Annotated in this window: 16 protein-coding genes and 1 pseudogene; 4 read left to right on the plus strand and 13 right to left on the minus strand. The window is 69.6% G+C overall.

What is annotated here, in order from left to right; translation table 11 throughout:
* The 8 genes from ABCR94_RS13640 to eccD all read right to left on the minus strand — a co-directional run bounded on the left by ABCR94_RS13640 (position 1) and on the right by eccD (position 8,306).
* On the minus strand, positions 1 to 321 hold the full coding sequence (locus ABCR94_RS13640; RefSeq protein ID WP_347119512.1) for a WXG100 family type VII secretion target: 321 nt from the start codon (positions 319 to 321) through the stop codon (positions 1 to 3).
* Positions 318 to 839 carry a YbaB/EbfC family nucleoid-associated protein gene (locus tag ABCR94_RS13645; RefSeq protein ID WP_347119513.1) on the minus strand — a complete coding sequence of 174 codons (522 nt, stop codon included), beginning with the start codon at positions 837 to 839 and terminating at the stop codon, positions 318 to 320. The genes ABCR94_RS13640 and ABCR94_RS13645 overlap by 4 nt, the downstream gene beginning before the upstream one ends.
* A gap of 58 nt (positions 840 to 897) precedes the next feature.
* Positions 898 to 3,897, minus strand: a complete 3,000-nt coding sequence (locus tag ABCR94_RS13650) for an AAWKG family protein (protein WP_347119514.1) — start codon at positions 3,895 to 3,897, stop codon at positions 898 to 900.
* Positions 3,898 to 3,962: 65 nt separating this feature from the next.
* Positions 3,963 to 4,415 (minus strand): type VII secretion system-associated protein, encoded by a 453-nt coding sequence (locus ABCR94_RS13655; RefSeq protein ID WP_347119515.1) that lies wholly within the window; start codon positions 4,413 to 4,415, stop codon positions 3,963 to 3,965.
* A 77-nt stretch (positions 4,416 to 4,492) separates the two neighbouring features.
* Positions 4,493 to 4,840 (minus strand): WXG100 family type VII secretion target, encoded by a 348-nt coding sequence (locus ABCR94_RS13660; protein ID WP_347119516.1) that lies wholly within the window; start codon positions 4,838 to 4,840, stop codon positions 4,493 to 4,495.
* A gap of 53 nt (positions 4,841 to 4,893) precedes the next feature.
* On the minus strand, positions 4,894 to 5,241 hold the full coding sequence (locus ABCR94_RS13665; protein ID WP_347119517.1) for a hypothetical protein: 348 nt from the start codon (positions 5,239 to 5,241) through the stop codon (positions 4,894 to 4,896).
* Between the two features lie 190 nt (positions 5,242 to 5,431).
* Positions 5,432 to 6,901, minus strand: a complete 1,470-nt coding sequence (gene eccB, locus ABCR94_RS13670) for a type VII secretion protein EccB (RefSeq protein ID WP_347119518.1) — start codon at positions 6,899 to 6,901, stop codon at positions 5,432 to 5,434.
* Positions 6,902 to 6,914: 13 nt separating this feature from the next.
* Positions 6,915 to 8,306 (minus strand): type VII secretion integral membrane protein EccD, encoded by a 1,392-nt coding sequence (eccD, locus tag ABCR94_RS13675; protein ID WP_347119519.1) that lies wholly within the window; start codon positions 8,304 to 8,306, stop codon positions 6,915 to 6,917.
* A gap of 184 nt (positions 8,307 to 8,490) precedes the next feature.
* Between eccD and eccCa the strand changes: the two genes are divergently transcribed.
* The gene (eccCa, locus tag ABCR94_RS13680; RefSeq protein ID WP_347119520.1) at positions 8,491 to 12,456 is read left to right on the plus strand and encodes a type VII secretion protein EccCa; all 3,966 of its coding nucleotides are present in this window, start codon (positions 8,491 to 8,493) and stop codon (positions 12,454 to 12,456) included.
* A gap of 94 nt (positions 12,457 to 12,550) precedes the next feature.
* On the opposite strand, the gene ABCR94_RS13685 is transcribed toward eccCa, so the two are convergent.
* Both ABCR94_RS13685 and ABCR94_RS13690 read right to left on the minus strand, forming a co-directional pair.
* Entirely contained in the window at positions 12,551 to 13,738 is a 1,188-nt protein-coding gene (locus tag ABCR94_RS13685; protein ID WP_347119521.1) for a S8 family serine peptidase, read from the minus strand.
* Positions 13,739 to 13,787: 49 nt separating this feature from the next.
* Positions 13,788 to 17,096 (minus strand): right-handed parallel beta-helix repeat-containing protein, encoded by a 3,309-nt coding sequence (locus ABCR94_RS13690; protein ID WP_347119522.1) that lies wholly within the window; start codon positions 17,094 to 17,096, stop codon positions 13,788 to 13,790.
* Positions 17,097 to 17,308: 212 nt separating this feature from the next.
* Between ABCR94_RS13690 and ABCR94_RS13695 the strand changes: the two are divergent.
* Positions 17,309 to 18,406: pseudogene (locus ABCR94_RS13695) on the plus strand (IS701 family transposase); the annotation flags it as partial.
* Positions 18,407 to 18,664: 258 nt separating this feature from the next.
* Here ABCR94_RS13695 and ABCR94_RS13700 read toward each other — a convergent pair.
* Positions 18,665 to 19,240 (minus strand): CGNR zinc finger domain-containing protein, encoded by a 576-nt coding sequence (locus ABCR94_RS13700; RefSeq protein ID WP_347119523.1) that lies wholly within the window; start codon positions 19,238 to 19,240, stop codon positions 18,665 to 18,667.
* 102 nt (positions 19,241 to 19,342) lie between these two features.
* On the opposite strand from ABCR94_RS13700, the gene ABCR94_RS13705 reads away from it, so the two are divergent.
* A complete protein-coding gene (locus ABCR94_RS13705) occupies positions 19,343 to 20,515 on the plus strand; it encodes an epoxide hydrolase family protein (protein ID WP_347119524.1) in 1,173 nt (390 codons plus the stop codon).
* A gap of 93 nt (positions 20,516 to 20,608) precedes the next feature.
* Here the strand turns inward: ABCR94_RS13705 and ABCR94_RS13710 are convergent, their stop codons facing one another.
* Positions 20,609 to 21,511, minus strand: coding sequence for an ADP-ribosylglycohydrolase family protein (locus ABCR94_RS13710; RefSeq protein WP_347119525.1), 903 nt, complete (start codon positions 21,509 to 21,511; stop codon positions 20,609 to 20,611).
* A 130-nt stretch (positions 21,512 to 21,641) separates the two neighbouring features.
* On the minus strand, positions 21,642 to 21,986 hold the full coding sequence (locus tag ABCR94_RS13715; protein ID WP_347119526.1) for an ATP-dependent DNA ligase: 345 nt from the start codon (positions 21,984 to 21,986) through the stop codon (positions 21,642 to 21,644).
* Positions 21,987 to 22,060: 74 nt separating this feature from the next.
* On the opposite strand from ABCR94_RS13715, the gene ABCR94_RS13720 reads away from it, so the two are divergent.
* Positions 22,061 to 22,594: a hypothetical protein gene (locus ABCR94_RS13720; protein ID WP_347119527.1), complete on the plus strand. Its 534-nt coding sequence runs from the start codon at positions 22,061 to 22,063 to the stop codon at positions 22,592 to 22,594.
* The last annotated feature ends 394 nt before the right edge of the window (positions 22,595 to 22,988 follow it).

The following is a 22,988-nucleotide window of genomic DNA, read 5'->3' on the forward strand; positions in this document are numbered from 1 at the left end:
TCAGCGCCTTCCGCCGTGCTGGCCGAGGGCGTCGGTGATCTCCTGCTGTTGCTTGCTGAAGTCCTTGGCCGCGTCCTTCAGGCTCTCCGCGCTGCCGGACAGCGCGTCGCTGAGCTCCCGGACACCCATCTTGGCGGCGTCGACCCCCTTCAGGTACTTCTCGGCGAACTTCTTGCCGAACTCGTCGTCGCCCCAGCACCCTTGGTAGGAGGTGAGCTTGTCGAGGTAGTCGTCGCGGATCAGTTTGATCTTCTCTGCGACCTTTGCCATGTCCTCGCTGCTCTTTTCGAGCTTGTCCGGGTCGACGTCCAGGCTGCTCATCGCCCGGCCTCCCTGTCCCGCACGCCGGCCGCGCCGTTCTCGCCCTCGTCCTCGACCAGTTCGTCCAGCAGCGCGCCCGAGGACTTGGCCGACGGCGCCTTCACCGGCGGCGTCGGCAGCCCCTCCTCGCGCAACGGCGCGAACAGCTCCTCCCAGTTCAGATCCTGGAATCCGTCCCCGCCGGTGGAGGCCTCACCCGTGGGAGACATCCCGGGAATGGGGCCGAACGGCCTGTACACGTCCATCAGTTGCTCGGTCGCCTGGGTGCGGGCAGCCCCGATGGTCGCCATCAGTACGCTCGCCAGCTGGGCCGGGGGCATCGTCCGGTACTGGGTGCTGGGGAAGCGCAGGTTCGTCAGCTGGCCCTGTGCGCCGACCGTGGCCTCCACCGAGCGGTCCTTGGACATCACCGTGGCCGATATTCGGGCCGCCGCCGCACCGGCCTCGCTCAGCTTGGCGCGGGTCTCCTCGAACTCCGCCAGCGCTTCCGCCAGGTGTTCTTCCATGGGGTTGCTCATGAGTGTTCCGCCGTTCTCGTGGGGATCAGGTCTGCCGGGCTCGTCGTCATCGTCCGGTTCATCGTCCGATCGCCGCGGACACGCCGCCCTCGTCCGTGCCCCAGGTGCCCTCGTCCTCGCTCACCCAGGTGGAGCGCTCGCGCTCGTCGCTCTGGGTGTTGCCGCCCGCGCCGCCGCCCATGCCGCCACCCATCGGGGGCATCATCGGGGGGCCGCCCGAGCTGCTGGTGGAGGGCCGACGCGCCATCGCCGCCTCTTCGGCGGCGAGTTGGGCCGCGCGGCTGCTGCGGGCGTTCGCCGCCTCGCCCACAGCCATGGACCGGTTGCGCTCGCCGCCCATGCCCGCGCCCGTCCCGGCCGCGCCACCCATGCCGCCGCCGGGGGTGAGGCCCTGGCCGCCCAGCGGGTTCATCCCCAGCGGGGGAATCCGGCCGCCGCCGGCGCCGTCCCCGCCCGTGCCGCCGCCGTAACCGCCGCCGTTCAAGGGCGACTTGCCGCTCTTGCCGTCCGGGTAGTCGTAGTAGTCGTAGTTCCCCAGACCGCCACCGGTCTTGTTGGGACCCAGCCCCAGCCCGAGCCCGTTGCCGCCGCCGCCGCCGGTGGTGCCGGTGGTCCGGCCGTACGCGTCGGTGGTGACCGTGCGCCCGTCCGGGTAGCTGATCTGGTGACCGCCGTCCTTGAGCTTCTTGTCGACGGTCCCGTCGGGGTACGTCGTCGAGCTCGACCCGTCCGGGTTGTGCGTGGTCTGCGGGCCCGCGCCGCCCGTGGTGTTGAGATGCTCGGTCTTCTTCTGGCCGTCGGCGTCGGTCGTGGTGTATGTGCCGTCCGGACCGAGCTTGGTGGTGCTGCCGTCCTTGTACGTCGTCGAGACGGTGCCGTCCGGGCCCACCTGGGCGACGGAGCCGTCCGCGTACGTGATGCTCGACGTGCCCTTGCCCAGGTGGGAGACGGTCTTCGTGCCGTCCGGGTCGACCGTGGTGATCGTGCCGTTGGCGGCGACGGTGGTCTTGGTGCCGTCGGCGTGCGTGGTCGTCGTCGCACCGTCCTTGCCGTACACGGTGGACGAACCGTCCGGGTTCTTGACGGTCGAGCCTGCCGCCGGGTGACTGGTGGTGTTGTTGCCCTGGGCGTCGGTGGTGGTGAGCGTGCCGTTCGGAGCGAGCTTCGTCGACGTGCCGTCGGGGTACTGCGTGATCGTCGTGCCGTCGGGCTTGACCGTGGTCTTCGTACCGTCCTGGTACGTGATGGTCTCGCTGCCGTCCTTGTTGAGGACCGTCTTGGAGCCGTCGGGGTTGTTGGTGACGGAGGAGCCGTCCGGGTTGATGGTGGTGGCCGTGCCGTCCTTGTGCGTGGTGGTGCGGGAGCCGTCGGGGTTGTACGTGGTCGTACTGCCGTCGGGCCCCTTGACCGTCTTGCCCGCACCGCCGCCGCCACCGGCGCCCGTGCCCCAACCGCCGCCCGTCCCATTGGGGTTGAGGGAGGGCGGGAGGATGCCGGGGGGAGTGACCTCCTTGTGGCCGTCCGGAAAGGTGGTGACCATGGAGCCGTCGGGGTTCTTGGAGGTGACGGAACCGTCGGGGTTCTTGATGCTGTCGCCGAGCCCCGCGCCGCTGTTGCCGCCGGTGTCGTTGAGGCCGAGCGGGGGGATCTTGCCGGTGGTGGGCGGCTTCTCACTGTTGTCGCCGAGCCCGCCGCCGCCGTCCTTGCCGCCGCCGATCCCGCCGAACTCGTTGCCGCCGGTCTTGTTGGGGTCCAGCGGAGGAGGCTTGATGCCACCGCCGTCGCCGCCGCCGTTCTTGAGATTCTCCATCTCTTTCTTGGCGTCGTCCTTCTCCTTCTGCATGTCCTCCTTCTGCTGGTCCACCTCCTTCTTGGCGTCGTCCTTTTCCTTTTTGAGTTGCTCGTCGGCGTCAGTCTTGGCCTTGCCTGCCTGGTCGGCGGCGTTGGCCTCCGTGAGGCTTTTGGTACCCGGCTTGAAGGTGAAGTCGGCGTTGGTGGAAAGCCTGGCCAGGGCCTGGTGAAGTTCCTGCTTCGCGCTTTCGGCCGCGGCGTCCAGAGGAACCAGGGTTTGCGCCCAGCTCAGGTAGGCAGCCTTGGAGATTTCCTTCCAACTTGCTTCCTGGGTCAGGTCGCCGTACTTCTCGTGGACCGACTTGAAGCCAGCAGTCGTCCCAACCTTCTGGGTTACTTGTACCCGGCTGATGTTGTTCTCGTTCAGCCAGACCGCCACCTCGTCGAGGAGCTTGTCGAGGTGGACGGTCCCGAGCCACATGTTGGTGCTGATCCATGCGTCCCATGCGGTCCGCAGAGAGACAGCGGCCTTGTGGATCGCCTGCTCGGCCTGAAGGATCTTGTCGCTGACGATGGAGTTCGACTTGTACGAAGGGTTGCTGATGGACGTGGAGCCCGGCGTGGTCGAGGAGAGGGTCTGCAGGAGGTCCTTGTATCCGATGCCCAGGGCGTCGATGAGGTCCCGGAAGACGTCCGCGCCGGTGCCGCGGTAGGCCGAGTACTCCCCGTCGAGATCCTTGACCCATTTCTCCAGTACCGGGGACTGCTTGCTGAAGTATTGAGTGACCCGGTCGAACGCCAGCGCGGTGGCGGGAAAGGTCCTGAGATCGACCGCGTCCGCTTCCTTCACACCTTTGTTGTCCCGGTACCCCGCGCCGAATCCGATCGTGTTGTGCAGTGTCTTCAGCTGCCCGAGAACCGCGCCGTGGCCCCAGTCGTAGATTCCCGCATTCCCCCCGTCGCTCCAGTCGGCCCCGTTGGAGGAGGACATGGGAAGAGTCAGCTCCACTGTGTAGATCGGGATTGATTCGCTGCCTCCCTGCGTGAAGCCGTAGAACTTCATGGTCCGCCCGAGCTTTGCTCCCGGTGAATCCTGGGAGGGCGTTTTGGCACTGGTATTTGCGGAGGTGATTTTGATGGACATCCACTCGCTGCCGTCACCCACCTTGGCGTCCGCACCGCCGACGGCGGCGACGTTGACCCGGGTGCCGCCGTCGAAGCCGGTGAGGTTCTTGACTACTGATTCCCAACTTGTGTCGGCGGCCATGGGGGTTCGTTTCTCCCTTTGCGGAGGTGGGTGCGGAGCAGGTCACGAGGAGGGCGGGCGATGCTTCAGGTCTTCGGCGGAGGAGCCAGGCCGGTGTCCACGGTGCGCAGGTCGTTGAGGAACTTTTTGCTCTCGATGTCTTCGAGATTCTTCTTCTGCGTATTCTCCATGTCGGTGATCACGGCACCCAGTTCGCGTTTGAGGTCGTTGAACAGCGTGAGCTGGTCCTTCTCGACTTTGGCGAGCGACGTGCTGGCCGACTTCAGCAAATCGACGAGAGGGATGACCAAGGGCGAGAGCGGACCTTCGGGCGCGCCCAACTTGCCCAGTTTCGGCACCGTTCCGGTGCCGTCCTTCTTGTTGACCTGATTCGAGAGGGTCAGCATGCAGGGCACATAGGGGTTGGCGGTGTCGGTGGTCAGATCTATCAGCGCCTTCACGAACCCCTCCACGTCGGTGTCGACGAACTTGCGCAGGGTTTCCGTGTCCAGGTGCGACAGATCGGTCGGGTCCGCCATGACATCTCGCAATCAGCTGGGGTAGAGAAGCGCCCGGGTGGGGCAAAGCACTCGGGAGGTCGGGAACGACTGCGGGATCATCCGCCGACGCGGATGTTTCCCCAGTCCGACGCGCTGCGGTTCTCGTGCTTGCGGTACAGGTCCGAGATGTCGGTGAGGGTGGCGCTGTGCCGGGTCAGGACCTGTCCGAGCGTTTCCGTGGCGTTGTTCCAGCTGTTCTGGAGGCCCGCGTACGTGGCCGCGTCCGCACCCTGCCAGGCGCCGCGCAGCCCCTGGAGCTCCTCGTTGAGGGCGGTGACGAGGCTTTTGATGCGCTGGGTCTGCATGCGCATGTCCTCGGCGGCCTGGTCCACGCTCTTGTACTCGACGTGGATGACGCCGTCGCTCTTGTTGGAGTGGTTGTAGCCGGCGGGAGGGGTGGACATGGCGAACTCCTTGCGGGGAAAGGGGAGATGGACAGGGAGGGCGGGCGGGCGGATCAGGTCAGCTGGTTGAAGACGTCGTTCGACTTGCTGCTGGTCTGGATGGCGTCCGTCGTCTGCTGCTGGGTGTTCCGCTGCTGCACACCGGTGTCCTGGAGCTTCTGCATCATTTCGCCGATGTTCTTCGTGATGAGGTCGACCTGTCCGTTCCAGTCGGAGAGCAGCCGCTGGAAGGCGCCGCCGTCCTGGCCGCCGTACGCGGACATCAGGGAGCCCATGGTGGTCTGGACCTCCTGCTGGGACTGCTGGATGCCCGACTTGACGTTGGTGAGGGCGGTGTAGCCCTTCTCGTTCTCGGCCTGGGTCGAAGTCTGGAGGTTGCCGGGGGGCGGGGGAGTTGCCATGGCAGGCACTGCCTTCCTGGAGAGCGAGAAGCGATCACTGTGACGTGAGTCGTCTGTTGATGCTAGGGATGCTGGTGTGGTGCAAGCAATTTTCTGGGGCGAAATCTGAGCCTGGCTTGATCTTCCGGCCCGGAAAGGTAGAAAGTTGACGCTCCCTCAGCTGAATGGGCGTCAGGCCGTTACTGAATGTTCATCCGCACGACCCCTGTCCCGGACCGGCTGCCTGCCGCGGAGCGGCCCCTTCACCGCTCGCCGACGCCACGTCCAGCACCGGACCCGTCGGCAGCATGTCCAGCAGCCGGGACGGCACCGCCTGCGCGTGGCCGCCCTTGAGGCCCAGGCGTTCCACCGACTTCGCGTCCGGCAGGCGGTACTTCACGCCGACGTCCGTGACCAGATACGTCGTCGTGCCGATCACCGAACCCCCCGCGCCCAGCGCCTGTACGAGCGCGCCGCCCCCGGGACGTACCGCGAGGCCATCCACGGCCAGGCAGGCCCGGTTGATCTCCGGTCCTGACGCCGGGGCGGACGCCCGTTCACCGGCCGGCAGCAGGGCGAGCCGTACCCGGGGGGCCGCCCCGTCCGGCTGGACCTGGGCGCACACCGAGGTGCCCGGACCCGGGTCCCGTACGACAGGGGTACGGGACGGCCAGTGCGCCGGATCCTTCGTCGACGGGGCCTGATGCTGCGTCAACTGGTCGGCGGTGAGTCGGATCGCGGCAGGGACCGAGCCCCGGTACGCCTGCTTCGCCGTGCGGTCGTCGCCCAGGACGAGAGCCGCTCCGGGGGCGCTCAGCGCGCGCAGTCCGGCCTTCTCCAGCAGGAAGTGCTGGGCCGCGGCGCCGGGTGAGGCGAACTCGTACACCTGGCCCGTACGGCTGGGGCGTCCGCCGATCCGCGGGCCCGCCGTGCCCCGGCCTTCGACCTCGGGTGCGGTCAGGTCGGGGCCGGCCGGGACGCCGTCCAGGAACGCGGCGGACACGCGTACCGGTGTCTTGGCGGAGTAGCCGAGCGCCTGGGCCGCGCCGTGCTTGCCGAGCCGCAGCCGGTGGTCGTTCCACAGGAGGTGTCTGGTGCCGTCCGGGCCCTGGACCAGGACCGCCCGGTCGTCGCCGGGAAGGACGCCTTCGGCGGGGAAGCCGAGGCGCAGGGAGGTGACCGGGCGGCGGCCGGTGCCGTCGGGGCCGGTGCGGTCGGGTTCCTCCGCGCAGACCTGCCACGCGCCGGTCTCCAGATCGCCGAGGGCGGGCAGTGAGTCCGGGGCGCCGGGAATGCCCACCGGGGTGCCGTGCGGCTCGCCCGCCAGGGACGGCCCGGACACCGAGACCGGCTTGAGTTTGTCGGCGGCGATCAGTTTGGCGGACGCGTAGTTGCGCACCGGGCGCAGCTTCCCGTCGAGGTAGAGGTAGCGGGTGCCGGTGTCCTTCTGGACGACGAGCGCCGACTGCTGCCGCCAGGCCTTCGACCCCGCCGGGGAGATCATCCCGTACAGCAGGAATCCGACGACGAGCAGGACGCCGAGGCCGATGCCCCAGGCCATGCCCCGGTTGGTGCGGCCCACCGGGGACTCCGGGGAGTCGGGGTCGCTGCGCAGCATGCCGCTGGTGAGTCGCCCCATGACGAACATGTGGGCCTGGACTTGGTCCTTGCGTGACTGCATGAGCTCCTCCCCCTCAGCCGGTCGCGCCGCGCAGCGCGGCGTACACGCCCAGCACCCACAGGGCGAGCGGGATCAGCGCCACCGCCGTCAGGGAGTGCAGGATGTCGGCGGCCCTGCCCCAGTGCGGCAGCATCCGGCGTCCGGGGACCGTCCACGACGCGATGGCCGCCATCGCGGCGACCGCCAGCATCGCGGCGAGGAGCGCGGGCCGCTGCTCGGGCGTGAGGGCGCCGGCCGCGTGCAGTGCCATCAGGACCAGGCCGTAGAGCCCGGGGAGCATGACGGCGGGCCTCTGCCAGACGTTGCCGATGCCGCGCGCGTGCAGCAGCAGGAGCACGGACAGTACGGCCGAGGTCACCAGGGACGCGGTGTTCGGCCGATCCAGTACGAGTGCGGTGAGCACGCCCGCGCAGACCAGGCCGGTCGCCGTGTACAGGGCGGTCATCCACTCCTCGGCGAGCGCGGTGCGGGTCACTACCCGCTGGTTGGGGTGCGGTTCGATGCCCTCCTGCAACTGCTCGGCGTTTGCGGGCAGCGGGGGCAATTTCAGTCCGGACAGCCGGAAGGAGATGCCGGGGACCATCCCGCCGAAGACGACGGTGAGCACGGCGACGATGCTCGCCGCGTGCGAGGCGGGCACGTCCATGGTGAGCATCAGCACCCCCCATACCGCTCCCGCGATAGCGATCACCGCCGCGCACAGCAGCAGCGGTACGAACGCGGCGACCGCGGCGACCGCGAGGATCGCCCCGCCCGCAGCGGCGGCCGACCCGGCCAGGAGCCGCGAGCCCAGCAGTTGCGGACCCGCGTCCCCCGCGGGCAACAGCGCGCCCGCCAGGGCCAGATACGGCGCGACCAGTACGCCGATGGCCGCGCCCGCCGCCGAGTCGCCGACCGCCCGGCTCGCCGACGCCGCCCCGAACAGCAGCAGCAGGCCGGCGCCCGCCGCGACAGCGGCCCGTACCGCCGTGGAACCGCCCGGCAGCGCCAGCACCAGCAGCCCCGCCGCGAGCAGCACCACGGCGGTGCCGCGCAGCAGCCACCTGCTGGTGCGGGCCGCCCAGCCGTGCGGGCGTCCGCGCATCGTGGTGGCGACCCCGTCCACCAGGTCGTCGAAGTGGATGGCGGGCAGGGCCTCGGTACGGGGGCGCAGGAAAAGGGTCTCGCCGTCGCGCAGCGACAGCGCCTCGGGCGTGCTCTCCTCGTCGAGGGGCTTCTCGCCGAGCCGTTGCAGGACCCAGCCGCCGTGTTCGATGCCCTTCTCCGCGAGGTCGTCGCCCGCGTGGTCGAGCAGGATGGGCAACAGGTCGGCAACCGGAACGTCCGCGGGGACCGCGAGATCGATGAGCCGTTCCGGGGTTCTTACCGTGAGCCGGCACAGGCCGGGGGCGGATATATCTGTCATGGCGGCGGGGCCGCACCTCTCCGAGGGGCCGGGATACCGAAGTCGATCTCCGCACACTACCTTTGACCTCGCGTCAGGTCGCACGCCCGTTCGTGCATACCATGTACGAACCCGCCCCTTTTCATCCGGCTGCTCTGCCTCCCCAGCCGCGTCCGGCGCGACGAGACCGAGGAGACAATTCCGCATGAGCACAGTTCTGTTCCGCCGCCCCGCCCGTCGGCGGGGCCCCGACATGCCGGACGGCGAGATCAGCCTTCAGGAGCCGCCCACCCTCCCGGAAGCAGAACCCAATACATCGGCGATGTGGATGTATCTGCCGATGGGCCTCACATCGCTCGCGATGCTGATGATGTTCATCCGGCCCGGCCAGGTCACGGCCTTCAGCTACTTCGCGATCGGGCTGATGCTGCTGTCGTCCGTCGCGATGATCGTCGGACAGCTGATCCGCAGCGCGGGCGAGCGCAAGCGCAAGCTCAAAGGGGAACGGCGCGACTATTTGCGGTACTTGGCCCAGACCCGCCGCAAGATCCGCCGCAGCGTTGCCGATCAGCAGAAGGCCCTCGCCTGGCGGCACCCCGACCCGGCCGCCCTGTGGGCGCTCACCGGCACCAGCCGGCAGTGGGAACGCCGCCCCTCCGACGAGGACTTCGCGGAGGTACGCGTCGCCGTTGGCGAACAGAAGCTCGGCACCCGCCTCGCCCCGCTGTCCACCAAGCCCGTCGAGGACCTCGAACCGCTCGCCGCGCACGCCCTGCGCAGCTTCATCCGCGCCTACGGCACCGTGCCCGACCAGCCCATCGCCCTCTACCTGCGCGCCTGGTCACGGATCCTGGTGCACGGTGACGAGGACCGCGCCCGCGCGCTCACCAGGGCGCTGATCGCCCAACTCGTCGCCTTCCACGCCCCGGAGGAACTGACCGTCGCGCTGTGTGTGTCGGACGCCCGGCGGGCCGACTGGGAGTGGCTGAAGTGGCTGCCGCACGCCCAGCACGCGTACCAGCGTGACGGTGCGGGCACGGCCCGTACCGTCGCCGCAGGACTCGCCGAGCTGGAGGAACTGCTCGGCGCCGACTTCACCGAACGTCCGCCCTTCGACCCGGAGACCGCGCCCGGCCGCGAGGAACCGTTCACCGTGATCGTCGTGGACGGCGGATCCGTCCCCGGCGGCCACCGGCTGGAGGGCCCCGGCTACCGCAACACCGTCGTCGTCGACCTCACCGGCTCGTTCGCCTGGAAGCCCGCCCGCGGCACCCTGCGGCTGCGCCTGCAGGACGACGGCCTGCACTTGGTGCGTACCGACCGCGAACGCAAGGAGCAGTCCACCCTGCTCGGCGAGCCCGACGCGCTCGGCCCGCTCGCCGCCCGCACCCTGGCCGCCCGGCTCTCCCCGTACCGGCTCGGCGGCGGCACGGTCGCCGCCCAGCCGTTCGCCACCGACACCGAACTCACCACCCTGCTCGGCATATCCGACCTGCGCCGCCACGACCCGCAGCGGCTGTTCAACCGGCCGCTGGAGAGCCGCGAGCGGCTGCGGGTGCCGATCGCCGTCGGCGAGGACGGCATGCCCGTCGAACTCGACATCAAGGAGTCCGCACAGGGGGGCATGGGCCCGCACGGCATGCTCATCGGCGCCACCGGCTCCGGCAAGAGCGAACTGCTGCGCACCCTGGTGCTCGGCCTGGCCCTCACCCACTCCTCCGAGACCCTGAACTTCGTCCTCATCGACTTCAAGGGCGGCGCGACCTTCCTCGGACTGGACACCCTCCCGCACACCTCCGCCGTCATCACCAACCTTGCCGAGGAAACCCCCCTCGTCGGGCGCATGCAGGACGCCGTGCACGGCGAATTGATGCGCCGTCAGGAACTCCTGCGGCGGGCCGGCAACTACTCCTCGGTCCTTGAGTACGAGAAGGCGCGCGCGGCCGGCACCCCGCTCGCCCCACTGCCCTCGCTCTTTATCGTCGTCGACGAATTCTCCGAACTCCTCGCCGCACACCGCGACTTCATGGATCTCTTCGTCATGATCGGCCGCCTCGGCCGTTCCCTCGGAGTCCATCTCCTGCTCGCCTCACAGCGGTTGGAGGAGGGCCGCATGCACCAACTGGAGAGTCACCTCTCGTACCGCATCGGCCTGCGCACCTTCTCCGCCATTGAGAGCCGCGGCGTCCTCGGCGTCCCCGACGCCTACCACCTGCCGCCGAGCCCCGGCAGCGGCTACCTCAAGAGCGGCGTCGAAGCCCTCACCCGGTTCCGCGCCGCGTACGTATCCGGCTCCTACAAAGCCAGGCGGGGCAGCGTCCAGCAGGCGCAGATCGCCCGTCAGGTGGTGCCGTGGGGCACCGGGTGGGTGGTGCCGCGCACCCTGCCCGCCGCACCCGACCCGGTGACCGTCGAGCCCGACACAGGCGAGTCCCTCCTCGCGCTGGCCATCGAGCGGCTGCGGGACAGCGGCCCGCCCGCCCACCAGGTGTGGCTGCCGCCGCTCGACGCCTCGCCCACCCTGGACGCACTGCTGCCCCCGCTGCTGGCCGACCCCGACTTCGGCTTCACCACGGCCGGCTCCCCGGACCGCGGGAAGCTCCGCGTCCCCGTCGGCATCGTCGACAAGCCCTTCGAGCAGGTACGCGAACTGCTCACCGTCGACTTCTCCGGCGCGGGCGGACACTTCGCCGTCGCGGGTGGCCCGCAGAGCGGCAAGAGCACCGTCCTGCGCACCCTCATCACCTCACTCGCTCTCACCCACTCTCCGCGCGAAGTGCAGTTCTACTGCCTGGACTTCGGCGGCGGCGCCCTGCTCGGCCTCGCCGGGCTGCCGCACGTCGGCGGAGTCGCCGGCCGCCTCGACACCGAGCGGATCTCCCGCACCCTGGCCGAGGTCACCTCGCTGCTCAACCGGCGGGAGGTGTTCTTCCAGGAGCAGGGCATCGACTCCATGGCCACCTACCGCAAGCGGCGGGCGGCCGGACAGTACCCCGACGAACCGCTCGGAGACGTCTTCCTCGTCGTCGACGGCTGGTCCACCGTACGCAACGACATGTTCGACGAGGTCGCCGTCTTCAACGGCCTCGCCACCCGCGGTCTCAACTACGGCGTCCACCTGATGATCAGCACGTCCCGCTGGGTGGAACTCTCCTCGGCGCTGCGCGACCAGGTCGGCAACCGGCTGGAGCTCCGGATGGGCGATCCGATGGACTCCGGTGTCGACATCCGCAAGGCCGGCACCGTACCGGCCGTACCCGGACGCGGCCTGAGCCCCGACAAGCTGCACTTCCTCACCGCGCTGCCGCGCATCGACGGCGGGGAGGACGCCGAAGACCTCACCGAGGCGCTCGCCGACCTCGTCGAGGCCGTCGCCGAGAGCTGGGACGCGCCGTCCGCCCCGCCGGTCCGCATGCTGCCCACCAGCTTCACCTGCGCCGAACTCCCGGCGGTCGTCCCTGACCGGGCACTGCGCATCCCCCTCGGCCTCGACGAGGCGGAACTCGCGCCGGTGTGGCACGACTTCGAACAGAGCCCGCACCTGATGGTGGTCGGCGACACGGAGAGCGGCAAGACCAGCGCACTGCGCCTGATCGCCCAGCAGATCATCGCCGCGCACAGCCCCGACGAGGCCCAGATCCTGGTGGTCGACTACCGCCGCGAACTCGTGGAGGCCGTCCCCGAGGCCTACCGCCTCGGCCACGCCGTCGCTGCGGACCCGCTGCGCGAACTCGTCGACGGCGTCGCCCGTGCGATGGTCGTCCGCGCACCGGGCGAGGACATCTCGCCCGCCCGGATGCGCCGGGCCGACTGGTGGACGGGCCCGCGGCTGTTCGTGCTGGTCGACGACTACGAGATGGTCGGCTCCGCCTTCAACGGCCCCTTCGAACCACTGCTGCCCCATCTGCCCCTGGGGTACGAGGTCGGCCTCCACGTCGTCGTCGCCAGGGCCTCGACGGGCGCGTCCCGCATGGACCCCCTGATGCGCAAGCTCCAGGAGGTCAACTCCCCGGCCCTCCAACTGTCGTGCCCGCCGTCTGAGGGCTACGTCTTCGACAGCGTCAAGCCCCGCACCCTGCCGCCGGGCCGCGCCCTGCGCATTGCCCGCCGGAAGGCGGCGCTGGTGCAGTTGGCGCTGCCGACGGAGGTGGAGGGAGAAGAGGGGGCCTGACGTCGCCCCGGGGGGCCTACGGTGGGTGGCGAGTCCGGTCCCGTGGCGGGGGCGGCGTCGGTCGAACGTCGCGCACCCCCGACGGGATCAGGGCTCAGCCCGTCCCCTGACCCTCCGGCCCCAGCCGCCCCGGCCGCCACCTCCGAGCCCTCCCGCGCGGCAGGATCACGGCCAGGAACGCCACCAGCAGCATGGTTCCCACCGCGCCGCCCGTGACGAGCAGCGCCGTGGCGCGGGCGCCTTCCGTGTCCGGGGCGGCCGGGAGCCGTACCGGATCGCCGTGCGAGGCCGTCGCCGGTGCGGTGCCCGCCGTGACGCCCGCCACCGCGCCGTACGGGTCCAGCGCGGGCAGGTCGCCCGGATAGGCGGTGCGTAGCATGCGCTCGCGTACCTGAGCCGCCGTCAGTTCTGGTTGGTACGAGCGGACCAGGGCCGCCGTGCCTGCCGTCACCGCCGCCGCCAGCGAGGAGCCGGAACCCGTCCACTTGCCGTCGCCCACCGGGCCGGGGCCGACCAGCGCGTCGCCCGGCGCGGTGAGGTCGGTGCGGGTGAAGGGCGGTGCGGTGTCCGGGCGGGTGCCCTGCGGGCCGGTGTCCACGACCGCCAGCGCGCCCTGCGGCGGCGCGGGAGCGGCGGTTGCCTTGCCCGTGGTCGCCGTCGGGGTGCTGTCGGCCGCCGCCGGTACGACCACCAGGGCGTCCTTGCGGGCGGCGGCGGCCAGCGCGGCCCGTACCGCCTTGTCCGCACCGTCCATCGGCGCCGTCACGGTGATGACCTTGGCGCCCGCCTCCGCCGCCTCCCGCACCCCGGCCGCCAGCCGGGCCGGGTCGGGTTCGCCGCGGCTGCCCGTGCCCCGTACCGCGAGGATCCTCGCCTGCGGCGCAACGCCCGCGAAGCCCTGGCCGGGCGTCGCCGCCCCGGCGATCAGTCCCGCCTGGAAGGTGCCCCGGCCCACGCAGTCGTCGCCCGCGTCGCCGAGCGCCTCGACCCGGCCCGCCAGCACGGCGGGTGCGTCGCTCACTCCGGTGCCGACGACCGCGACCGTCACCCCTCGCCCCTGCGAGAGGGCCCACACCTGGTCCAGGGCGAGCGAGTTGCGGGTCCACGGGGCGTCCGAAGTGGCGTGGCCCTTGAAGGTCGTGCACTGCTGCTGTGGGGGCAGGCGCTCGGGCATTCCCGGCAGCACCACCTTCCCCGGGCCCCCGTCGTCCGCCACGGCGAGCGGTCCCGGCAGGGCGGCGAGGGCGGTGGCGAGCAGCAGGGCGGTGGTGGGGCGACGCATGGGGCTGTTCCTCGTTTCGGTGCGTAGGGCAGAGGGGTTGCGTGTCGCGTCAGCGCGGTCCCACCAGGTCCTCCGGCAGCAGCATCCGCAGATCGTCCAGGGACGGCGCGGCGACTGTGCTGAGACGCCTCGCCTGGTGGGTCATCATCTGCTCCAGCGTCTGCCGCGCGAGCCGGGCATTGCCGAACGTACGCCCCCTGGGCAGGCTGTCGAAGTGCGCCCGCAGCACGGTGGCCGCGCCCGGCGCGCACTCGAAGCCGTTGTCCACCGCGTGCCGGCGCACGATCGTGACCAGCTCGTCCGAGGAGTAGTTGGGGAACTCGACGTGCCGCGGAAAGCGGGAAGCGAGTCCCGGGTTGGAGCCGAGGAAGCGTTCCATCTCCTCGGTGTAGCCCGCCACGATCACCACGATCTCGTCGCGGTGGTCCTCCATAAGCTTCAGCAGGGTGTCCACTGACTCCTGCCCGAAGTCGGAGGACCCGCTGCCGCCGGCCGGGGTCAGCGTGTACGCCTCGTCGATGAACAGCACACCGCCGAGGGCCCGTTCGAAGACCTCTCGGGTCAACTGCGCGGTGTGGCCCACCCAGCGGCCCACCAGGTCTGCGCGCGAGACCTCCACCAGCTGACCGCGCGGCAGCACCCCCAGCGAAGCCAGCAGCTCACCGTACAGCCGGGCCACCGTCGTCTTGCCGGTGCCGGGCGGCCCCGCGAAGACCAGGTGGTTGCTGATGCGCGGGGCAGGCAGTCCGGCCGCCGCGCGCCGACGTGCGGAGGTGAGCAGATTGACCAGGTCGCCCACCTCGCGCTTGACGGCCGCGAGCCCCACGAGCGCGTCCAGCCGCAACAGCGGATCGTCGTCGCCGGTGCGCTCGGTGGACGCCGTCACCCCCACGTCCTGGGCGGTCAGCACCGCGAGATCGCGCTCGTTGGCCTCCAACAGCTCTGACAGCCTGGACGCCTGACGGTCCACCATCTCCTCGAAGACCTTGCGCGCGGTGCGCCCGTTGCCGAAACTCGCATCGCGCGGGATGGACTCGAAGTGTGCGCGCAGTGCGGTACGGGCCGCCGGATCGAGCTCGTAGTGGTGCCCCGTGCACATCCGCTCGGCGATGGTGACCAGCTCGTCCGAGGTGTAGTCGGTGAACTCCACGCTACGGGTGAAACGCGAGGCCAGACCGGGGTTGGAGGCGAGGAAGTCGGTCATCTCCTTCGGATATCCGGCCGCCACGACCACCACGTCCTCCCGGTGGTCCTCCATCAGCTTCACCAGCGTGTCGATGGCCTCCCGCCCGAAGTCGGCGCCCGAACCCCCGCCGTCCGACAGCAGCGTGTACGCCTCGTCGACGAACAGCACCCCGCCGAGCGCCTTGTTGAAGGTCTCGGTCGTCTTGATCGCGGTGCCGCCGACGATCTGCGCCACCAGGTCCGCCCGCGACACCTCCACCAGGTGCCCGGAGCGCAGCACCCCAAGCGACGCCAGGATCGATCCGTACAGCCGGGCCACCGTCGTCTTGCCGGTGCCGGGCGGGCCCGCGAACACCAGGTGGCGGCTCATTGGCGGGGCGGGCATGCCGAGGCTGGCGCGCCGCTGGGCCAGCCGGTTCAGGTTGATCAGGGTCAGCACCTGCTGCTTGACGTCCTCAAGACCGATCAGCGACTCCAGCTCGGCCACCGGACCGGTGCCCTTCTCCGGCTCGGCAGTGGCGGGGACAGCGCCGCCGGGCAGCCGCCCGTCCCCCGCCGCCTCCGCGCCCGCGGCACTGCCCCAGGCGTCCGGCGTACCGTTCTCCACGCTGTTCAGGACCTCGACCGCGAGCCGGTCGCCCGGCACCGCCTGACGCAGCCCGCTGCCCCGGTTGTCCCGTACCGTACAGCCGATCAGCGACACCGGGTCGGCGCCCTCGACGCGTACGCCGTCGGCGCCCGAGCCGGTCACCTCGCACGCGTTCAGGGCGGCCCGCGCGCCGGCCGCTACCAGGACACCGTGTTCGCCCGCACCCGTGATGCGCGCCCGCACGGCGGACAACTCGCCCTCGGCCTCCACCTGGACGCCGGCTTTGGCGGCCGCCTCGACGGAGGTGTCGCGCAGGGTGAGCGTGCCGAGCGCGCCGACGTGGACACCCGCTTCCCCGCTGGTACGCAGCGTGCTCCCGCCGACGTACAGGTTGCCGTGCCCCGAGACGTGCACGGCGGAGCCGCCCGACTCCTCGACGACGCTGTCCTCCAGCCGCCCCCGCCCGTCCTTGGCGACCTCCACCCCGTTCGAGGCGGAGCGGGTGACGGCCACCCGCCGCAGCAGCGGGTTCGCACCGGCGCGCACGACGATCCCCGCGCCGCCCGAGTCCCGTACCTCCAGCCGGTCGAACTCCGCCGCCGAGTCCTCGTCGAGGAGCACCCCGTCCGCCTTCGCATCCCGTACGACGGTCCCGGTCAGCACCGGCGAGGAGAACCCGTTCACCCGCACCGCGGCGTCCGCGGCAGCGGCGAACACGCACTCCTTGAAAGTGCCCCGGCTGCGCTCGGTAACCAACAGGCCGTGCCCCGCGGTCCGTTCCGTACTACAGCCGCTCAGTGCGGGAGAACTCCCGCTCCCCAGCACGAACCCGTGCCCCGTCGTGTCTCTGACGCACACCTCCTCCAGCACGCTCGGCCCGGTGGAGCTCACGTACACGCCCACCACGCTCTCGCGCACCGTGCCGCGCACCATCCGCAGCGTGCTGTCCTCCTCGACGGCGACGCCCGGCTTGTCGGCGGCGGATATCTCGCAGTCCTCCAGCACCACGTGCGCCTGACCGTTCGTCAGTACCCCGTTGCCCCGGGTGTCCCGCAGCCTGCTGCCCCGTACGGTGATCCGCCCGTGCTCCCCGGCCACCACCGCCGACGTGCCCAGGTGCTCCACGACGCAGTCCTCCAGGAAACTCTCGGCGGCGGACGTCGACACCACCCCGGCACCGGCCGGATTGCTGACCCGGCACTGGCGCAGCGCGAGCGAACCGCTGCCGCGTGCGAACAGCGCGGCCCAGGAGGATCCGTGCACCTCGCACCGGTCCATCGCGATCTGCCCGCGCGGCGCGTCGACCACCGGCAGCTCGTCGTCGTGGCCGCGCAGCACCAGGTCACTGACCATCACCGCATCACCGGTGAAGGTCAGCGCCGTCCCGCGCCGGGGTGCCAACTCCACCGTCCCCGACCCTTCGGCGGCGGTCAGGGTGATCGCCGCCGAGACGGTCACGGCCTCCGCGTACCGCCCCGGCGCGATACTGACGACCGCTCCGGTACGGGCCCGCGCGACGGCCTCCGCGACGGTACGGAAATCCCCCGTTCCGTCCGCGGCGACGGTGAGTAGCTGACGTGACACGTATCTGACCTCCAGGCCCCGCGGCCCATGGGGCACTCCGGGACACACGGGATGTGGTGGTGCGGCGCGTGGGACTTGTGTGCTCATCATGCCTGTTGTCGCAGGTCGCGTGCGAGGCGGAGGTCGCGTGGGCGTTACCCCTTGATCGTGGACACCCTGATCATTGGATCGTGAAGATCCATAGGACAGGAGTTCCCGTCGGGGACGTCGAAGTGTCGAAGGTAAACTCCTGGCAACTGGCCGAGTTCGCCGGGCACTCCACCCCTGACGGGCTGCAGCACCTCCTGGCGAAGAGCCGATGGGAGGCCGATGAGATCCGCAACGACCTGCAGAGTTGCGTCGCCGAACACCTCGGCGCCGACGACGGCATCCTGATCATTGATGACACCGGCTTCGTCAAGAAGGGCATCACCTCAGCCGGGGTGCAACGGCAATAATCCGGCACCGCCGGCCGCACCGAGAACTGCCAGATCGGCGTCTGCGCCGCCTACGCCACCACCCGCGGTCACGCCCTCGTCGACCGCGAGCTATACCTACCCAAGTCCTGGACCGACGATTCCGAACGCTGCCACGCCGCCCGCATCCCCCCACACCGCCAATTCGCGACCAAGAACGAACTGGCCCGCGCCATGGTCCTGCGGGCTCTTGCCTCGCCGCTGCCCGTCGCCTGGGTCGCGGCGGACGCCGCCTACTGGCAGGACTCCCGCTTCCGACGTTTCCTCGAAGACGCCGGACTGCCCTACGTCGTGGCCGTGCCGAAGTCCCAGCAGGTCCACGGTCCGCGCATTGAGCAACTCATCGGCCAGGCCCCCGACGAGGCGTGGCAGCGGCTGTCCTGCGGCGACGGCGCCAAAGGGCCACGGCTCTACGACTGGGCTGGCGCCCGCCTGCCAGCGGTCTGGGAGTTCGACGGTGGCGAGCCGACCCGGCAACGCTGGATGCTCGCCCGCCGCAGCATCACCAAGCCCGACGAGCTCGCCTACTTCCTCGCCTCCGCCCCCTTGGACGCCACCGTCGCTGATCTCGTGCGGATCGCCGGATGCCGCTGGAAGATCGAGGAATGCTTCCAGAGCGCGAAGAACGAATGCGGCCTGGACCAGTACGAAGTCCGCCGCTACGTCGGCTGGAACCGGCACATCACCCTCGCGATGCTCGCCCACGCGTTCTTGGCCGTCACCGCCACCCAGGAACGGCAAAAGGGGGAGCCGCCCCCGACACACCCGACCTCGTGGACCTCACCCCAGCCGAGATCCGCCGTCTACTGGCAACTACCCGCCCGCGTCCTGCTCGACAGGGCAACCACGCGGTGAACTGGTCGAGATGGCGCCGCCGACACCAGGCTCGAGCCCGCCGCTGTCACTACACACGGCGGGGCCACACCTTCGCGGGATAAGCCGCGAGAACCCGCCCCGCACCCGGCACCACCCCGCTACAATCCCCACGCTCAACCCCGATGACCAGGACCTACACCGAAGTCCGGCTGCAGTACTAGTGGTGCCGTTGGGGTGCACCCAACGCGACAGATGTGTCGCAGGCGTGGGGCCCACTTGGATGTACCGAGGTGATGATCACTCCGCTGATCTGGGGTTTTTGCGCTGGTTGGCATTGAAGCGCGCTTTCTTCTGACGATTCCCGCACGTGTTCATGTCACACCATTTGCGGCTGCGACTTTGGCTGGTGTCGAAGAAGGCGGCTTGGCAGGTTGGCGATGCGCACAAGGCCAATTTTCCGTCTCGTTCGCCTGCGATGATGCTGATCGCGTCGGCGGCGATCACGCTGAGGGCATCTTCCACGCAGGAAGCCGAGCTGAGCCGCCAGCGCCGCTTGCCCTCGGGCGTCAGGATCGCCGCGGCCCGCCCCTGAGCGCTGCAGTCATTGATGACTTGGACAGCAGACGCAGGGAGAGCGTCCTGAATCGCGGCCGCTGTCGCGGCGGCGTGAATCGACTCCCTCAGTTCCCGAGCGAGGTCGAGCTGGGCAGTGGTGCAGGAGTCCACGGCGAGGCCGTTCTCTGCCAGCCAGTCGATGAGTCGGTGCGGCGTCGGAATGCGCTCCACAGCGTTGCCATGACGCTCCGACAGAGTCCCCGTGAAGCTGGTCGCTAGCACGGTACCGAGGCGGAAGTCAGGGAACCCAGCACACATGGAACCACCTTAGCCGGTTGCGCGCTGGCATGAAGGCAGGTAGAACCGCCTTAGCCGGTTCGCGCTAGTTCGCAGCCGGTTCCACGACGGCCAGGAGGTCTCATGCCCCGTCCAACCAGCGACGTGCAAGCATTCGAAGCCCACGCAACCGACGCTGACCTCGACGATCTGCGCGCACGACTGGCCGCGGCGCGACTGCCGGAGGCCGAGACGGTCTATCGCGCCGCGCCCGATCCTCACCGATGGGAGCAGGGCGTTCCTCTCGCCGACCTCGTCGATGTCGTGAACTACTGGCGCACCGGGTACAACTGGCGGTCGTTCGAAGCGCGCCTTAACCGGATCGGCCAGTTCCGCACGACCATTGATGATCTGGGAATCCACTTCCTGCATCGCCGGTCCGCGCGCGCAGATGCCACTCCTCTGATCTTGACGCACGGCTGGCCAGACAGCATTGCTCGGTTCATCGATGTAGTGGACGAGCTGGCAGATCCGAAAGATGCAGACGCGCCGGCGTTCCACGTCGTGGTCCCGTCGCTACCGGGCTTTGGTTACAGCGACAAGCCGGCCACCACCGGGTGGGGAACCGAAAAGATCGCGGCCGCATGGGTGGAACTGATGGGAAGGCTCGGCTACAGCAAGTTCGCAGCCCACGGCGGCGACTGGGGAGGTAATATCACCACGGTTCTCGGTGGCAGGTTCCCGGCGCATGTTCTCGGCATCCACACAACGTTCGCGGAGGGACCGCCCGAATTGACGACGGACGGGCTGACGGCGGTCGAGCGCAAGTGGACCGAGGAAACCCGCGATTTCTGGCGCCACCGCGCGGCGTACGCGAAGCAGCAGGCGACCCGACCGCAGACCATCGGCTACTCGCTCGTCGACTCACCGATCGGGCTTCTTGCCTGGATCCTAGACAAGTTCGCCGAGTGGTCAGACACCGAAGACAGCCCGTTCGAGACAATTTCCATAGACAGAGTTCTTGACAACGTCTCCCTGTATTGGCTGACGCGGACCGGCGCATCGGCGGCCCGCATTTACTACGAAAGCCACAACTCGCTGGACCCCGAACTTCGGGTCGACGTCCCGTCAGCACTCACTATGTATCCCCGCGACGTCGAGAAGTGTCCGCGCCCCTGGGCGCAGGAGCGGTACCGACAGATCGTGCGATGGAGGTCGCCCGAAAACGGGGGACATTTCCCGTCGCTGGAGGTTCCCGAGTATTTCGTCAAGGACCTGCAAGAGGGCCTCGCGGCAGTGCTGGCCGCTAATCGGTGAACGCGGCTGGGTGCCGGCACTCGATCACTGCCTGATCCGGCTCAAGGCGTTGCCCGACGGCTTCCAGACCGAGCTCATCGAGACGCACCCGGTTCAGCCTCCGAGGCGGTGTGCAAGGTGGAGCAGATCTGCTAGGTGCAGCACCCGTCCGTCGAATCCTGGGAGGGGGACATGGAGCGGCTGGGTCCAGCGGGCGGGGATTGCATCCAGCCCGAAGTACGACCCCGCGAGGCCTCCGGTCACCGCAGCGACGGTGTCCGTGTCACCGCCGAGGTCGATCGCCGCGCGTATCGCGTCCTCGAAGCTGGAGGTGGTGCGTAGGGCCCAGACGGCGGAGCCCAGGCAGGGCCAGACGGCACCGTTGAACTCGGTCGCCTGATCGGGGTGCCAGTCAGGCGCGAGGACGGTGGCGTAACGGCCGCGGTGGTCGGGATGGACATGAGCCAGAATGTCCGGGAGCGCGGTGAGAGGGTCGGCGTCCTCAAACGTGACGCGGATGAGTTCGTGGAAGATCGCGGTGCCTTCCCAAGCCGCGCGGTCACCGTGAGGCAGGGCAGCGATCCGGCGGGCCGCGTCCATGGTGGCTTCCTGGCCGGCGGCAGCGAAGTGGACCGCGGAGGTCGATGCCCGCATCAAGGAGCCGTTTCCCGCTGCTCGCTGGTTGACCTGGAAATGGATCGCGGCGGCGAGGTCCCAGGGCATGCCGTTGGTCAGGACGTCTTCGGTCTGCAAGCCGATGTCCTTCGGTTCTGATGCTGCCCACCGCTGGAAGCGGGCGAAGATGTCCGGCAAATTCAGTCCACCCCGGGCCATCTGCGTGTCGTCGGTCGCCTCGCCGGGGTCCCAGCCACCGCCTCCGCACATCTCGTCACCGGCACCAGGCGCGGGAAACCTCGCGGAGAACGCTCCCTGGGGACCGAACTCGAAGGGGCCACCCAGCGCGTCACCCACCGCTGAGCCGACGATCACGCCGGCGGCCCGCTGAATCCGCTTCATTCGCGCAGGTTATCTGTGCCGCACAGACGGCCGCGGCTCTATTACTCCTTCGGCTCCCGAACCATCGGTGGCGAACGCGTCGCGTCCCAGCGCCGCCTGAGGCATCCGGGGTCTGAGACGCCGGTACAGGTCACATAACGCCGTCCAGCGCGGTCGCGTCCGGCAGCTGCACGGCTTCGGCCACGATCTCCGGAAACGCCGGCCCCATTTCGGTGCCGCGCCTGGAGCGCAGCACCACCCGGCCCGTGTCAACAGAGACCAACGCCCGAAACCCGTCCCACTTCGGTTCGCCCGCCCAGCCCGGCCGCAGATCAGGGCCGGACACGGGAGTGCTCAGCATGAGATCCGGCAGTGTCCACGTCACACCGGATCTCTTCCACCAAAGACTCCGATGCTCTCCTGCCTGTGACGACTTGCCCTCGGTCAGCTGACTGGCTGGGCTGTCGGCGACGGGTGAAAAGTGGTTCTGGATCACTTTCCGGGCTCTGTCGCTGATTTGGGGGCGACGGTTGGACGGCTCTGGGGAATCACTCCCTTGTGGATGGGACTGTGAGCGTTGCCGATCTGCTCTTTCCTGGTGCGGATGTTGAGGTTGTCCAGCTGGTGCTTACCAAGGGCGAGGTGCTGGTGGCCGCTCGTGCCCGCGGAAGAACGGCGGCCTGTCCTGAATGCGGCCTGCGATCGTTTCGGGTGCACTGCTACTACCAGCGGCATCTCGCGGACCGGCCCGTTGCCGGGCGCCGACTGGAAGTCCGGCTGCATTTCCGGCCGCCGGGCGGCCTGATCTTGGAATTGCACATCGATGTCCGGTGGCTCCTCGACCGACAGGAACGCGTCCTGGGCAAGGACCTGGCCGTGCACGACTACTCGGTCCTCGTCGCGGCTGTGGCCAGGCACCGGGTGAACACACCGCGCCTGGACGTCGGCGAGCCCGACCTCTACTGGCGGGCGGCCGCACTGCTCGACACGATCGTCCTGCAACGACCGCTGCCCGCCCGCAACGAGCTGTACGGCTACGCGGTCGCTGTGGCATACATCGAAGCCTCCGGCGCGAGTGCCACCGCCCCCCCCCAGGAGCAGTAGATCCAGCTGATCGACGACATCAAAGCCCTGCGCCTGGACTCCTACGCCACCGCCGCCCGCCTGCGGTCCTGGGCCACTCGGTAGATCCGACTTCCCGCGCGAGCGGAGGTGAACCGGGCGGGTAGGCCTCCGCCGGCGTCGTTTCCCGCGTGAAGAGGGTGCCGAGTGCGCCTGCTGCGCGCGTCAGGCTGGGCAACGATCTGTGTTAGGCGCTCGGTGATGCACAGCACCTCGCCGCGTATGGCTGCTGGGTCGTCCGGCGCCCGGCGGACCGCCTGCCGCTTCCCCAGATGCGCGAAGTGGCGGTCAGTGGGCACCGGAGGCCAGTAGCGTCCAGCTGCGGCGGGCTCCGCAGCATCAATCGGAGCGACGCGAAGCCGAAGGCTTTCTCGGA

This window comes from Streptomyces changchenzhani, from assembly GCF_039766235.1.
Taxonomy (GTDB): domain Bacteria; phylum Actinomycetota; class Actinomycetes; order Streptomycetales; family Streptomycetaceae; genus Streptomyces.

What these genes read in the sequence shown, in the direction of transcription:
- ABCR94_RS13640 (WP_347119512.1), bottom strand. Translation starts at nt 321, where the DNA reads ATGAGCAGCCTGGACGTCGACCCGGACAAGCTCGAAAAGAGCAGCGAG.
- ABCR94_RS13645 (WP_347119513.1), bottom strand. Translation starts at nt 839, where the DNA reads ATGAGCAACCCCATGGAAGAACACCTGGCGGAAGCGCTGGCGGAGTTC.
- ABCR94_RS13650 (WP_347119514.1), bottom strand. Translation starts at nt 3,897, where the DNA reads ATGGCCGCCGACACAAGTTGGGAATCAGTAGTCAAGAACCTCACCGGC.
- ABCR94_RS13655 (WP_347119515.1), bottom strand. Translation starts at nt 4,415, where the DNA reads ATGGCGGACCCGACCGATCTGTCGCACCTGGACACGGAAACCCTGCGC.
- ABCR94_RS13660 (WP_347119516.1), bottom strand. Translation starts at nt 4,840, where the DNA reads ATGTCCACCCCTCCCGCCGGCTACAACCACTCCAACAAGAGCGACGGC.
- ABCR94_RS13665 (WP_347119517.1), bottom strand. Translation starts at nt 5,241, where the DNA reads ATGGCAACTCCCCCGCCCCCCGGCAACCTCCAGACTTCGACCCAGGCC.
- eccB (WP_347119518.1), bottom strand. Translation starts at nt 6,901, where the DNA reads ATGCAGTCACGCAAGGACCAAGTCCAGGCCCACATGTTCGTCATGGGG.
- eccD (WP_347119519.1), bottom strand. Translation starts at nt 8,306, where the DNA reads ATGACAGATATATCCGCCCCCGGCCTGTGCCGGCTCACGGTAAGAACC.
- eccCa (WP_347119520.1), top strand. Translation starts at nt 8,491, where the DNA reads ATGAGCACAGTTCTGTTCCGCCGCCCCGCCCGTCGGCGGGGCCCCGAC.
- ABCR94_RS13685 (WP_347119521.1), bottom strand. Translation starts at nt 13,738, where the DNA reads ATGCGTCGCCCCACCACCGCCCTGCTGCTCGCCACCGCCCTCGCCGCC.
- ABCR94_RS13700 (WP_347119523.1), bottom strand. Translation starts at nt 19,240, where the DNA reads ATGTGTGCTGGGTTCCCTGACTTCCGCCTCGGTACCGTGCTAGCGACC.
- ABCR94_RS13705 (WP_347119524.1), top strand. Translation starts at nt 19,343, where the DNA reads ATGCCCCGTCCAACCAGCGACGTGCAAGCATTCGAAGCCCACGCAACC.
- ABCR94_RS13710 (WP_347119525.1), bottom strand. Translation starts at nt 21,511, where the DNA reads ATGAAGCGGATTCAGCGGGCCGCCGGCGTGATCGTCGGCTCAGCGGTG.